The following is a 13,893-nucleotide window of genomic DNA, read 5'->3' as shown; positions in this document are numbered from 1 at the left end:
AATCAGGCGCTCGCGAGGTTGGGGGTAGGGTGCATGCCGGTGGCGGCAGGGGTGTCGGCGATCGCGTTCCAGGCGTCGCGCAACTCGGTCAGCAAACGCTGCACTTCTTCAATGATGCCGGCGTCGTTGTTGATGTTGGCCGTCAGCAGGCGCGCGCTCATGTACTCGTACAGGGCGTCCAGCCCTTCGGCGATCTCGCCGCCGGCCTTCTTGTCGAGCGCGGCGCGCAGGCCGCTGTCGATGATCATGATGGCCTTGGAGATGGATTTGCCCTTCTCGCCGATGTTGCCACTGCGCATGCCGCTCAAGGCCGCGTTCAGCGCGACCAGCGCGCCGTCGAACAGCATGACGATCAGCTTGTGGGGACTGGCGGCGACCACGCCGGTTTCCATGCCAACCTTGGCATAGGCGTTGACGCCGGTTTGTCGAGATCCGAACATACTTTATCTCCTGTTAGTGCGTTGGCGGTCAGGCCTTGGCCATGGCTGCGAACTGCTGCGTCAAGAATGACGCGGTGGTGTTCATACTGGCGATCGAGGTGTCGAGCGCCGAATATTGCGCGCGGTAGCGCGCTTCAATATCGGTCAGGCGCGCGCTGAAGGCGTCGCGCTGCTTGGTGATGTCCTTGACCGTGTTGTTCAGCCCGGTGGTGCGGCTGGTGATGGCGCCGCCGCTGCCCAGGTAGCCCGCCGCCAGGGTGTTGAGCTGGTAGGCGTAGCCCTGCGAAAAACCGAAGGTGCCGCGCGAGCCGATGGTGTCGCCGGCGACGGTCAGCTTCAAGCCTTCGATCGGCGCGCCGGCGGCGCCGGTCAGGGTTTGGCCGTCGCCGGTGGCGGTGTAGCCGCCGATGGTGCCGGCCACGTCCACGCCATCGACCGAGGCGCCGCCGCCAAACACGGCCGCTACCGCCGTGCCGGTGGCGCCGCCGACGTGGATGTTGGACTTGGCGCCGTAGCGCGTCGAGGTCAGCGACAGCTTGCCGTCGTCGCCGACGGTGGCGCTGACGGTGGCGCCGGCGGTGGAAAACGCGCTCACGCCGTTGATCGCCGATTGCAGCATGGTGGCCAGCTGGCTCGGGTTGTAGTTGCCGGCGGGCAGGGAAATCGTGGCCGTGTTGGCCAGCGTGGCCGGCTTGGTGTCGTTCAGCGTCACGGTCCAGGTGGTGTCGTTGTCGATGGTGGTTTCGGCCGGCAGCACCAGGTCGCCCGCCAGCGTGCCCTTGGAGGCCAGCTGGGTGATGTTGAGGCGGTAGTCGCCGGCCAGCGTTTTGCCGGTCGAGCTGACGAACTTGATGTCGGGGTCGGTGCCGCGCCCGACCGCCGCGAACAGGCCCGGGATGTCGTTGAAGTTGTTGTTGATGGCCGTGGTCAGCTTGCTGTTGTCGAGCGTGAGCGTGCCATCCTTCTGGAACGAGATGCCGATCTGCGACAGGCTGGTCAGCGAGGTGCCCTGCAGGCCGGTGATCGAGGTCGACAGGTTGCGCCGGATCGACGACTGCAGGTTGCGCAGGGTCGAGTCGCCCAGCAGCGGGCCGCCGGTCTTGGTCTCGGTGTTGTAGCCGCCGAGCGCGCCGATTTGTGTGTTGAGGTCGTTGTAGGCCTTGATGAAGCCGTTCACCGCGCCGGTCAGCGAGCTGCTGTCGGTGGCCACGGTCAGGGTGCTGGTGCCGGCCTTGAGGGCGCTGATGGTCACGCCCGGCACGGCGCCGCTGATGTTGGCGCCGGCGCTGGTGACGGCGATGCCGTTGACGGTGGCCTTGGTGTCGGCGGCCGAGGCTTTTTGCGCCAGGTTCTGGGTGCCGCCCGGATCGTAGCCCATCAGGGCCACCAGGTCCGGATCGGCCGGATTGCCGCCGCTGCCCGACAGCGTGATCTTCATGGTCGAGGTGGCGCCGGTCGAGGTCGAGGTCAGGATCAGGTGGTTGGGCGTGGCGTTGTTGCCGGTGCTGCCGTCCGAGACGATGCTGGCGGTGACGCCGAAACCGCCCTTGTTGATGGCCGCGACGATGCCCTGCAGGGTGTTGTTGGAGCTGTCGATGACGATGTTGCCGCTGGTGCGGCTGGCGTCGGCGGCGAAGCTGGCGTCCAGGTAGGCGCCGCCGGTGCCGGCGCTCAGGCCGGCGCCGGCCGGATTGGTGCCGGCCACGGTGATCGGGCTGCCGTCGTTCGACACCAGCGAAATGGCGCCGATGGCGGTGGTGCTGGAGCCGTTGTTGGCGCCGCCGCTGTTGCCGATGCCGCCGGTGACGGCGCCGGTGACGGTCTCGCTGACGGCGATGTTGTTGCCGTCGGCATTCTTGAACTGCAGGTCGCCGCCGGCGGCGGTGCCGCTGACGGTGATGTTGGCCTCGGCCAGCGCGCGGGTGACGGCGGTGTCGCCGCTCAGGGCGGCGTCCAGCGAGGCGGCCGTGACGCCGGCGCCGCCGGCCACGCCGCTCGGCTGCACGGCGATGTCGACGCCGCCCACCGACAGCGTGTAGCTGCCGCCGCCGTTGGTGTCGATGTCGCCGAAGGTCGAGGCGCCGGCGCTGCCGAACAGGGTGGCGCTGGTGGCGGTGGTGGCGGCCTTGGCCGACACGCCGGTGGTGCTGCTCTTGGCGTTGATGGCGTCGGCCAGCAGGCGCGCGCTGCGCGTGCTGCCGTCGGTGGCGATGGCGGTGTTGTTGATGGTGAGCGAGCCCGGCGTCAGGCCGCTGGTGTTCAGGCTGGCGCCGAGCTGGGTGCCGGTCAGGCCGAAGGTGCCGCCGCTGACGGTGCCGAGCGAGAAATTGATCGTGGTCTTGCCGCCCAGGCCGATCGCAGCCGTGGTGCTCTTGTAGCCGCCCGAGGCCAGCGTCTGCGCCTGCGCCACCTGGGTGATGTTGACGCGGTAGCTGCCGGGCAGGGCGTCGCCGGTGGCGGTAGCGGTCATCACGCTGGTGTCGCTCGGGGTGGCGGTGCGGGTCTGGAAGCTGGACAGCGAGGTCAGGCTCGACAGCGACGACTGGAACGTGCCCAGCGCGCCCGACAGGTTGCCAAAGGCGGACACCTGGGCCAGGTAACTGGCCGACTTTTTGTCGAAATCCGCCAGCGGCGCGGACTCGACCGCCATCAGCTTGCTGACGATGGTGGTGACGTCGATGCCGGAACCGATGCCGGGAGAAGAGAGGCCCACGATGTGCTCCTAAGTAAAACAATAATATAAGACAATATCGGCAGAATCAAACCGGACTTGAGAGGGGAGATTACCTGCCAGTTCGCATGAAGCTGATCTTAGCGGCAATGTTGACACGATGACTGCGCGGCGATCGGCAGCGGACACGGAGGCAGGCTCCCGGTGACAGGATGCCATGGATGAGGAAAAAGCGGCGCGCGCTGGGCGCGGCCGCTTCAGGCGGTTTGCTGGATCAGCAGACCGGTGCTGGATTTCGAGGCCAGCGATTTGGCGATTTCCAGCGCTTCGGGCGTGGGAATCTGGCGCAACACTTCCTTGGTGGTCTGGTCGACCACCTTGACCACGGTGCGCTTGCTGTCGCTGTCGATGGAAAACTCCAGGCCTTGCGACTTGGCCTGCGACGACTGGTTCAGCTGGGACACGGCTTCGCTGACCTGTTCCAGCGACGGCGCGGCCGACGGCGCCTTGACGGCGGCGGCGGTTTCGACGGCGGTGGCCGGCGCGCGCGCGGCGCCCTGGGCGACGGCGGCCTCGGAACTCACCGGCGCCCGGTCTACGCTGCGGCCGGCGGCGGTGGCCGAGCTGATGGTATCGATAGTCATGATGCTTCCTTTACGAAAAATCCCCGACTGATGAAATCAGCCGGGGAACCTGGTTAAAGCGGCGTTTCGGGCGCCGTCTTATCCCCGGATTTTAGCCACGCAGCAGCGACAGCACGCCGTTCGGCAGCGAGTTGGCCTGGGCCAAGATCGCGGTACCGGCTTGTTGCAGGATCTGGCCGCGGGTCAGGCTGGCGGTTTCCGCGGCGAAGTCGGTGTCCTGGATACGGCTACGCGAGGCCGACAAGTTCTCGGTGGCGGTGTTCAGGTTCGAGATGGTCGAGGCGAAACGGTTCTGGATCGCACCGAGCGAAGCGCGGTTGCTGTTGATCTGGTTCAGCGCCGAGTCGATGGTCTTCAGTGCGGCATTCGAACCGGAGACGGTGCTGACATCCAGTTTGGCGACCGATTGCAGGGCGCTGGCCTGGGTGGCGGCGACGATCGCGGTGCCGGTGCTGCTGACCGAGAAACCGGTGTCCGACGAGAAGTCCAGATGACCACCCACGGTCACGCTGGAGCCCACACCGGCGGTGACCACCGGCGTGGCGCCGGTGTTGTCGACGGTGTCGGCGGTGCCGCCGGCGCCCAAGGCTACGCCAGTGGCGAGCTTGGCGGCGGTGGTGCCCGATGCCGGCTTGTCGGCGCCGCGCAGGAAGGCGCCGCTCAGTGCGTCGTCCGCTGCGGTGTTGGTGTTCTGGATCTGGATGTCGTCGCCGTTGCCGTTGGCCAGCACGATTTCCTTGGCGGTGCCGGCCGAGTTGGTCTTGATCGAAGCGCTGATGCCGGTGGTGCCGCTCTGCGCGTTGATCGCCTGTGCCAGCGACGAGATGTCGCCGCCCTTGACCTGGGCCGAAATGGTGACGGCGCTCGACTCTTTGTCGTTGGCCACCGAGTTGTTGCCGCGCAGGGTGAACTGGTAGGAACCGTCTTTCAGGCCGGTGGTCGGCGTGGCTGGATCGGAACCGGACAGGGTGGCGGTGGTGCTGGCCGAAGCCTTGACGCCGCTGGTGCCGTACTGGCCGTTGACGGCCGCTGCGATGGCCTTGGCGCTGTCGCTGGTTTTTACCGAGACGTTGGTGGTGACGCCGGAGCCCGAGCTCAGGGTCAGGGTTTCATCGGCAGCGATGTTGTTCTTGTTGCCGGTGATGGCTTCCGAAATCACGGTGCCACCGAAGGCCGAGGTCGCGGTGTTGTTGCCGAGGTCGGTTGCTTTGGCCGAGCCTACGCCGATGTTGATGGTCTGGCCGGAATTGGCGCCGACCTGGAACTGCGCCGAGGTCAGCGAGCCGTCCAGGACGTTCTGGCCGTTGAACTGGGTGGTGTTGGCAACGCGGTCCAGCTCTTGCGACAGGGCCGACACCTCGTTCTGGATCGATTTGCGGTCCGAATCGGAGTTCGTGCCGTTGGCGGACTGGACTGCCAGTTCGCGGATACGCTGCAGCAGGTCGCCGGCGGTGCTCAAGCCGCCCTCGGCCGTTTGCGCCAGCGAGATACCATCGTTGGCGTTACGCGCAGCCGTGGTATTGCCGCGAATTTGCGACGTGAAACGCTCGGAAATGGCCAGACCGGCGGCATCGTCCTTGGCGCTGTTGATGCGCAGACCGGACGACAGGCGTTGCAGCGAGGTCGACAGGCTAGATTGCGAGGTGGTCAGATTGCGTTGCGAATTCAGCGATGCAATATTGGTATTGATGACTGCTGCCATGATGATTCTCCAGACTTATACTTCGATTTGGGCGATGTGCTCATTTCACTTTGGTCTGTCCCCACGTTCCGAGACAATCAAACCGCTGTTGAAGCTGGTAACGGGTTCCCTCACGGAAAGTTTAGGGCGGCGCGGCGGGAAAATTTTTGCTGCGGGGCCTAAAGTTCGCAATGCATGAGCGTCTAAACGACGCCTGAAAAGGAAACTTTAGGGTAAAAATAAATTTATTTCACGCGAAAAAAAGCCCGGCGCAAGGGCCGGGCGGGGTAGAGACAGGGGGGCGGGGCTTTATTCGGCCACCACCACCCGGTTCTTGCCGGTCTGCTTGGCGGTGTACATGGCCTTGTCGGCGCGCTTGACCAACTCGGTCTGCTCTTCGTTGGGACGGCGCAGCGCCACCCCGGCCGAGAAGGTGATCAGCACTTTCTCGTTGTCGTGCAGGAAGAAGTGCTTGGTCAGCTCGCGCTGCAGGCGGGTCATGGTGGACGCGGCCGCCTCGACCGTGGTTTCCGGCATCAGGATCAGGAATTCCTCGCCGCCGAAGCGGGCGATCACGTCCATCGAGCGCAGGGTTTCCTTGACGATCTTGACCAGGTGCTTGAGCGCGGCGTCGCCGGCGATGTGGCCGTAGGTGTCGTTGAGCTTCTTAAAATCGTCCAGGTCCAGCACCGAGATGCACAGCGGCGTGCCGCGCCGGTCGGAACGGGCGGTTTCGCGTTCGAACACGTCGTCCAGGCCACGGCGGTTGAGGCTGCCGGTCAGCTGGTCCTCGCGCACCAGCTCGCTCAAATGCTGCAGCTTGGCTTCGAGCGTGTGGATGCGCGCCTCGGCGTCCTGCACTTCCTGCTTGGCCAGCATCATCTTGTCGCGCGCCTTCAGGGCCTCGCTCTGCACCAGGCGGGTTTCCTTGAGCACCTCGTCGAGGATGCTGTTGAGCTCGGAGATATTGTCGGCCTTGCTGATCTTGTCGGAATAGCCGCCGATCTTTTCGTGGAAGTCGCCGGTCGAAGCCGCCACCTGGCCGAGGCGGTCGATAAAGGTCATCATCATGTTCTTGACGGTGAGCTTGACGTCCGACAGGCTGTGCTTGAGCTGGCCCTGTTTATAGATGACTTCCTTGAGGCTGCGCGTGGCTTCCTCCAGCGCGCGCACGTCGAGCGGGCCGGCGATCAGGTTTTGCACGGCGTCGATCTGGCCGCGCAGCCAGCTGTCGTCATCGAGCAGCTCGCCGACGTTTTCCAGCAGCAGCTTGAACAGGCGCAGCAGCAATTCCTGCTGTTCGCCGCTGTCGCCGCCGCGCACTTCGATCTGGTAGCACAGCTGTTTCAGGCGCACGGCGATCTCGGCCAGCGCCTCCTCGCTGTGCGCGGCCTTGGTGGCCACGCCCAGCGATTCGGCCTCGGCCACCAGCACCGGGGCGCCGGCCAGCAGCGAGGCGACGGCGAAGGTCAGGGTGCGGCTCAGCAGGTCGCGCAGGGTGCGGGTCTGTTCGCTTTCCTCGCCGGCCAGGCCGGCCACTTCGATGCCCTTCTTGGGCGCGACGAAATGTTTTTCCACCAGCTGCGACAGCGCGCGCGCATAGCCGTCCCAATCGCGCGACTTGACGGCGCGGTTGAAGCGGCGGCCGAACTCGGCCAGGTCGCCGGTGTTTTCGGTGAGGCGGGTGGCGAACTGGCTGAGCACCGATTCCGGTCCGGGGTCGGCGCTGCCCAGCGGCGCGGCCGGGGTTGCCGGGGCGGCGGCCGGCTGCGACGGGACGCCGGCGATTTCGTTATAAATGTCGCGGTAGGCCTCCGGCGTCGGCGCAATGCGGCGCACCGCCAGGCGACGGAACGCCTCGCGGGCGATTTCGGCCGGATTCTGCTCGGGAGTGGGTGGTTTGCTGGACATAGTGACGCGCGGGCCTCTTAATGGATTTACCGATGACGCCTATGATAAGCGCCCCGTTCCGACGGCATTGCCCGGATAAGGGGGCGGAAGGTGGCTTTCATCTCAGCATTAACCATGTGATTTTCGGCAACACCACGACGCCGATCATCTTATTATCTTACTCGCGCTTATTCAATGAGTTGATTTTTTATCGCGTAGTGCGTCAGTTCGGCGCTGTTTTTCAGCTTCATCTTCACCAGCAGGCGGGCGCGGTACTCGCTCACCGTCTTCACCGACAGCGACAGTTCCTTGGCGATCACGCCCACCGTCTTGCCGGAGGCGATCATGGTCAGGGTCTGGTATTCGCGGTCGGACAGGGTTTCGTGCGGCGGCGCCTCGTGGTCGTCGTTGACGTGGTTGGCCAGCTCCTGCGCCAGCGCGGCGCTGATGTACTTGAGGCCGGCGGCCACCTGGCGGATCGCCGTCACCAGCTCCTTGGGTGCGCTCTGCTTGGTCAGGTAGCCGGCCGCGCCGGCCTTGAGCGAGCGGATCGCGTACTGGTCCTCGCGGTGCATCGACAGCATCAGCACCGCCAGCTCCGGCTTTTCCTTCTTGACCTGCTTGAGCACCTCGATGCCGTTGCGGTCCGGCAGCGTGATATCGAGCAGCATCACCTGGCAGCCCGATTTGCGGAACAATTTGATGGCGTCCAGGCCGTTTTCGGCCTCGCCGGCGACGACGATGTCGCGCGTCTCGGCCAGGATTTGTTTCAAGCCTTCCCGCACGATGGCGTGGTCGTCGGCGATGAAGACCTTGATGATGGCTTTTTCTGTCATTATTTCAAAGTGGAAATCTTTTCTTCCGCTATTGTAGCCCCAGCGGCCGCCGCGATGAGGTCCTCGCGTGCGGTATCGCGTTTAATTTTGATGGCCACCACGGTGCCGCCGCCGCTGGCGTGGCTCAGCGCCAACGTACCGCCCAGCGCGCGCGCGCGTTCCGCCATGCCGCGCAGGCCGAAGGAATCGGGCTTGGCGCGGTCGGCGGGGCGGATGCCGCCGCCGTTGTCGCTGATTTTCAGGCTGACGTGATGGCGCTGTTGCGCCAGCTTGACCGTGACCTTGCTGGCGTGCGCGTGCTTGGCGATATTGGTCAGCGCCTCCTGGGCGATGCGGAACAGGGCGGTGGCCTGGTCGTTGTCGAGGCCGATGTCGCGCTGGTTGCTGCTGAAGCAGCTGTCGATGCCGGTCTGCTTGCCGAATTCGCCGACCTGCCATTCGAGCGCGGCCACCAGGCCCAGGTCCAGCAGCGCCGGCCGCAGGTCGAGCGAAATGCGGTGGATGGCGTCGATGGTGCGGTCGACCAGGGCGTCCACATACTCGGTTTTCTCGCGCAGGGCCGGCTCGGCGTTGCTGTTTTCCAGGCGCGCCGCCAGCATGGCCACGGCCATCTTGATGGCGGTCAGGTTGCCGCCGAGCTCATCATGAATTTCGCGCGCGATGCGGGTGCGCTCCTGTTCCTTGACGCGGTCGGTGTGGGCGCTCAGCTCGGCCAGGCGCGCGCGCGAATGGCGCACTTCCAGCTGTTCCAGCTTGCTGTCGGTGATATTGGTCATGATGCCGTCCCAGCGCACGGCGCCGCCGGCCAGCGCGTGCGGCGTGCAGCGCAGGTTGATCCATTTGACGTCCTTCCAGGCATCGACCCAGATGCGGCCCTCCCAGTTCCAGCTCCACAGCGCCGAGGCCGAGGCCCGCATGGCGTCCAGGTAGGACTGGCGGTCGTCTTCGAGGATCAGGCCGAGGAAGCGTTGCGGCTGGGCGTGCAGCTCGGCGGCCGGCAGCCCGAGCAGGGCCTGGCAGCCATCGCTGAGATAGGGAAAGCTGACCTGGCCGTCGGCGTGCAGCACGAACTGGAACACCAGGCCGGGCGTGTTGGAGACGATGGCGGCAAAACGCGCGCGCACCTGTTCCAGTTCGGCCAGCAGGGACAGATCGGTGTGGGAAGGGGAAGCTGCGCTCATCGTGTCATTTTATCTGGTGCGCCAGCGGGCGCGGAAGCGTTTCAGCAGGCGGCGGAAACGGGCCAGCCAGCTGCCCGGCCGGGGCACGGCATGTTGACGCCAGTGGCGAAACGCCTTGGCCAGCGCGCTGGCCCGGCGCCAGGCGCGGGTGGCGCGCAGCCGTTCGATCCAGCGTTCCTTGAGCGCCAAGAACCAGCCCAGCAGGGCGGCGAACCAGGTGATGGTGAGCAGCACCGGCCGCGTCAGCAAATACAGGCGGGCGACGGCGGCCGCACCGCCCAGCTTGGCCAGCAGGATCACGCCCAGGCCGAGGAATGGGTAGCCATTCGCCATCGCCCACAGGGCCAGCAGCTTGACCGGAAACAGCAACGTGGCCGGCAGCACGAACAGCACCAGCGCGGCCTTGGGGCCGAGGCGGCAAATCCACGCCTCCAGCCGGTGCAGCGGCGGCCAGCGGGACAGGCGGTTCATCAGGCGCGTGCCGAGGTCCCACAACCAGTCTTCCAGCAACAGCAGCAGCGCGGCCAGATAGACCAGCGGCGTCAACAGCCAGCGTTGAAAGCGATGGAATAATTTCATGGTTGTTCCTTGGACAGCATGATACGTGAAAGCCGTTACAATAGCCCGTATGAATAAAGCCTTTGTCAAAGAAAGCGACCAGGACGATGACGACGAAGCCGCAGCGCTGGCGTTGGCGATCCCGGCCGGCTCCAAGAACTATATCCGCCCGGAAGGCTACCAGCGCATCCGGGAGGAACTGCTGCAGCTGATCGACGTCGAGCGGCCGGAAGTGGTGCGCATCGTGCACTGGGCCGCCTCCAACGGCGACCGTTCGGAAAACGGCGACTACATCTACGGCAAGCGGCGCCTGCGCGAGATCGACCGCCGCATCCGCTTTCTCACCAAGCGCATGGATTCGGCCTGCATCGTCGATCCCAGCGCGCACTATGGCAGCGACCAGGTGTTCTTTGGCGCCACCGTGACCTACAGCAACCAGGACGGCGAGGAGCGCACCATCACCATCGTCGGCATCGACGAGCTTGATCCCTTGAACGGCAAGATCAGCTGGGTGGCGCCGGTGGCGCGCGCGCTGACCAAGGCGCGCGAGGGCGACACCATCACCTTCCAGGCGCCACACGGCGTGGAAGAACTGGACATCCTGGAGGTGCGTTATCCTGCGCCGGTGGCCGAATAAGTTTCTGTTTGGCCTGCTGGCGCTGCTGGGCTGGCAGGGTGCGGCGTGCGCGGTCGATGTCTACGTCATCGACATGAACTCCAGCAAATCCAGTTATAGCGACAGCCATACCCAACGCTTGGTGACGGCGGCGCTGGAGGCCTCCAGCGCCAAATACGGCGCCTATGAATTCAAGGTGGCGCCGCTGCGCATGGAGCGCGACCGCCTGCTGCAGGAAATGCTCAAGGGCGAATTGGTCAACCTGAGCGGGCAGGTGACGTCGCGTGAATGGGAGCAGAAGCTGATTCCGATCCGGATTCCGATCGACAAGGGGATATCGTGCTACCGCATCGCGCTGATCGACGGCCGGCATCAGGACCTGTTCAGCGCGGTGCGGTCGGTCGAGCAGCTGAAGGCCATGACGCTGGGCTCCGGGCGGCAATGGAGCCTGACGGCGACCTACAAGCAGGCCGGGTTCAATGTGGTGGAGGGCACCACTTCGGCGGGGCTGCACAGCATGTTGGCTGCGGGCCGCTTCCAATACTTCCCGCGCGCCATCGATGAAGCGATTTACGAGCAGGCCGCGTATGTGCCGAATTTTCCGGCCTTGAGCGTGGAGCGCAGCCTGGCGCTGTACGTGCCGTCGCCGCGCTACTTCTTCATGGGCGCCGGCCAGAAGCGGTTGGCGCAGCGGCTCGAGTACGGCATGCAATTGCTGATCGCCGATGGCCGCTTCGACCAGATCTTCCACGAATTCTACGACGGCCTGATCGACCAGGCGGGCCTGCGCAAGCGCCGCATCTTCCGGGTGGACAATCCGTTGCTATCGCCGCAGACGCCGCTGTCCAACAAGGCGTACTGGTACGAACCCGTCCACAAATAAACCGGGGTCAGTTCTGCCAATCGTACACGGGCTCTGCCGTAATGCCCATTACGGCAGAGCCCGTGTACGATTGGCAGAACTGACCCCGGGTTAGCTGCGCTCGCGCAAAATGCGGTTGACGCCGGCCACGCGGCGCACGTTGCGCAGCAAGCCCGCCAGATGCACGCGGTCTTTCACCTGCACCGTGAAGCGCAGCTGGTGCAGCACGTGTTCCTTGTCCTCATCCATGCCCACGTAGGTGATGTTGGCGTCCGACTCGCCGATCTCCGCCGCCACGCGCGCCAGGATGCCTTTCTCGTTGTTGATCAGCAGCTTGATGCGGCTGTCGAAACGACGGTTCAATTCCGCGCCCCACTTGACCGCGATCCAGCGGTCCGGCTCCTTGGCCTTCTGACGCTTGGCGTGCATGCAATCCGCCGTGTGCACCAGCAGTCCCTGGTCGCGCCGCAGCTGGCCGATGATCGAGTCGCCCGGAATCGGCAAACAGCATGCCGCCAGCTGCACTGATACGCCTTCGCTGCCGCAAATGGTGACCGGGTCCAGCTCCGCCGCGCTGTTGTGGTCGATCGGCGCGCTGGCCGATTCGCCGCCGCGCAGGCCGAAGATGTGCCGCGCCACCAGCGCCGCCATGCGCTTGCCCACGCCGATGTCGGCATACAGTTCATCCAGCGACTTGGCGCTCGATTCCTTCAGCAACCGCTCGACCAGATGATCTTCCAGGTCCGGACTCACGCCCAGCGACGTCAGCGCAACCGCCAGCAACTGCTCGCCCAGCGCGATCGATTCCGGCAGGTTGATGGTGCGCAGGTGATGGCGGATCGCCGAACGCGCCTTGCCGGTGCGCACGAACGACAGCCAGCTCGGGCTCGGACGCGATGCCGAGTCGGTGACGATTTCCACGATGTCGCCGTTGCGCAGCTCCGTGCGCAGCGAGGCCGGTTCGTTGTTGATGGTGACCGATACCGTATGGTCGCCGATGCCGGTGTGGATCGCATACGCGAAGTCGATCGGCGTGGCGCCGCGCGGCAGCGCGATGATTTTCGATTTCGGCGTGAACACGTACACCGAATCCGGGAACAGGTCGACCTTGACGTGTTCCAGGAACTCGGCCGAGTCGCCGGTCTGCTGCTGGATGTCGAGCAGCGATTGCAGCCACGCGTGGGTGCGCTGCTGCAGGTCGGACATATTCGCTTCGCCGTTTTTATACAGCCAGTGCGCGGCCACGCCCGATTCGGCGGTGCGGTGCATTTCCTGCGTGCGGATCTGGAATTCCACCGGCGTGCCGTAAGGGCCGATCAAGGTGGTGTGCAGCGACTGGTAGCCATTCAGCTTGCGGATCGCGATGTAGTCCTTGAACTTGCCCGGCATCGGCTTGTACAGCGAGTGCAGGGTGCCCAGCGCCACATAGCAGTTGGGGAAGCTGTCGACCACCACGCGGAAGCCGTACACGTCCAGCACCTGCGAGAACGACAGGTGCTTGCTGCGCATTTTCTTGTAGATCCCGTACAGGGTCTTTTCGCGGCCGTACACCTCGGCCTCGATATGCGCCATGGTCAGCGTGCTTTTGACCGATTCCAGGATCTTCTTGACCACTTCGCGGCGGTTGCCGCGCGCCGCCTTCACGGCCTTGGCCAGGGTGCGGTAGCGCATCGGGTACAGGTGCGAGAACGACAGATCCTGCAATTCGCGGTAGATGTTGTTCAGGCCGAGGCGGTGCGCGATCGGCACGTACACTTCCATGGTCTCCTTGGAGATGCGGGCCTTGGCGGCCGGCTTCATCACTTCCATGGTGCGCATATTGTGCAGGCGGTCGGCCAGCTTGATCAGGATGACGCGCACGTCCGAGGCCATGGCCAGCAGCATCTTGCGGAAGTTTTCCGCCTGCGCTTCGATCTGGCTTTGGAACTCGATCTTTTCCAGCTTCGACAGGCCGTCCACCAGGTTGGCCACCGGGGCGCCGAAGCGTTCGATCAGCTCGTCCTTCTTGACGTCCTGGTCCTCCATCACATCGTGCAGCAGCGCGGCCATGATGGCTTGCGCGTCGAGCTTCCAGTCGGCGCAGATTTCGGCCACGGCGATCGGATGCGAGATGTAAGGCTCGCCCGATTTGCGCAGTTGGCCGAGGTGCATTTCGTCCGAAAAGCGATACGCTTCCTTGACCTTTTTCAGGTCGGCGGCGTTCATGTATTCGGCCAGTTTTTCGGACAGGTGAGACACCGACGCGACACCGGCCATCAGGGCGGGAGGCGTGGCCAGGGGCGACGTAGAAATCACAGGGGGAGCAGGAGGTGAGGCGGGTGGTGCGGAAACAGTGGCGGTGCTATCGCTAGCTGCGGACACAGGCATGACTGCAGCCGGCTTTTGAGCCGGCTTCTTGGCCCGGACGGGCTTTTCAATCAATGTAGGATCTGCAGGGATCAGATTCATACGTTCGCGTTCCGTCTCGATGAGAATGTTTTGCTACGACCATCATACCGCATCATTCACATTGTT

Annotated in this window: 11 protein-coding genes; 2 read left to right on the top strand and 9 right to left on the bottom strand. The window is 64.7% G+C overall.

Annotation, left to right across the window (positions count from 1 at the left end; genetic code table 11):
- Positions 1-2: 2 nt before the first annotated feature.
- The 8 genes from fliS to ACXZ1M_RS06760 all read right to left on the bottom strand — a co-directional run bounded on the left by fliS (position 3) and on the right by ACXZ1M_RS06760 (position 9,922).
- Positions 3-440 carry a flagellar export chaperone FliS gene (gene fliS, locus ACXZ1M_RS06795; protein ID WP_459052428.1) on the bottom strand — a complete coding sequence of 146 codons (438 nt, stop codon included), beginning with the start codon at positions 438-440 and terminating at the stop codon, positions 3-5.
- Positions 441-468: 28 nt separating this feature from the next.
- A complete protein-coding gene (fliD, locus tag ACXZ1M_RS06790; RefSeq protein ID WP_459052427.1) occupies positions 469-3,153 on the bottom strand; it encodes a flagellar filament capping protein FliD in 2,685 nt (894 codons plus the stop codon).
- Positions 3,154-3,368: 215 nt separating this feature from the next.
- Positions 3,369-3,755, bottom strand: a complete 387-nt coding sequence (locus tag ACXZ1M_RS06785) for a flagellar protein FlaG (RefSeq protein WP_459052426.1) — start codon at positions 3,753-3,755, stop codon at positions 3,369-3,371.
- A 91-nt stretch (positions 3,756-3,846) separates the two neighbouring features.
- Positions 3,847-5,457, bottom strand: a complete 1,611-nt coding sequence (locus tag ACXZ1M_RS06780; protein ID WP_459052425.1) for a flagellin N-terminal helical domain-containing protein — start codon at positions 5,455-5,457, stop codon at positions 3,847-3,849.
- 288 nt (positions 5,458-5,745) lie between these two features.
- Complete coding sequence (locus ACXZ1M_RS06775; protein ID WP_459052424.1) at positions 5,746-7,347, bottom strand: GGDEF domain-containing protein; 1,602 nt, start codon at positions 7,345-7,347, stop codon at positions 5,746-5,748.
- A gap of 167 nt (positions 7,348-7,514) precedes the next feature.
- Positions 7,515-8,162 (bottom strand): response regulator, encoded by a 648-nt coding sequence (locus ACXZ1M_RS06770; RefSeq protein WP_459052423.1) that lies wholly within the window; start codon positions 8,160-8,162, stop codon positions 7,515-7,517.
- On the bottom strand, positions 8,162-9,343 hold the full coding sequence (locus tag ACXZ1M_RS06765) for a sensor histidine kinase (RefSeq protein WP_459052422.1): 1,182 nt from the start codon (positions 9,341-9,343) through the stop codon (positions 8,162-8,164). The genes ACXZ1M_RS06770 and ACXZ1M_RS06765 overlap by 1 nt, the downstream gene beginning before the upstream one ends.
- 9 nt (positions 9,344-9,352) lie before the next feature.
- The gene (locus tag ACXZ1M_RS06760; RefSeq protein WP_459052421.1) at positions 9,353-9,922 is read right to left on the bottom strand and encodes a hypothetical protein; all 570 of its coding nucleotides are present in this window, start codon (positions 9,920-9,922) and stop codon (positions 9,353-9,355) included.
- Between the two features lie 49 nt (positions 9,923-9,971).
- Between ACXZ1M_RS06760 and greB the strand changes: the two genes are divergently transcribed.
- Both greB and ACXZ1M_RS06750 read left to right on the top strand, forming a co-directional pair.
- Positions 9,972-10,538 (top strand): transcription elongation factor GreB, encoded by a 567-nt coding sequence (gene greB, locus ACXZ1M_RS06755; protein WP_459052420.1) that lies wholly within the window; start codon positions 9,972-9,974, stop codon positions 10,536-10,538.
- A gap of 73 nt (positions 10,539-10,611) precedes the next feature.
- Positions 10,612-11,400: a hypothetical protein gene (locus tag ACXZ1M_RS06750; RefSeq protein ID WP_459052419.1), complete on the top strand. Its 789-nt coding sequence runs from the start codon at positions 10,612-10,614 to the stop codon at positions 11,398-11,400.
- A gap of 90 nt (positions 11,401-11,490) precedes the next feature.
- Here the strand turns inward: ACXZ1M_RS06750 and ACXZ1M_RS06745 are convergent, their stop codons facing one another.
- Positions 11,491-13,746, bottom strand: a complete 2,256-nt coding sequence (locus ACXZ1M_RS06745) for a RelA/SpoT family protein (protein ID WP_459052418.1) — start codon at positions 13,744-13,746, stop codon at positions 11,491-11,493.
- Positions 13,747-13,893: the final 147 nt, after the last annotated feature.

Source organism: Duganella paludis (genome assembly GCF_054461335.1).
The sequence above is the reverse complement of the archived record's forward strand: the minus strand, read 5'-3'. Positions and strand labels throughout refer to the sequence as shown.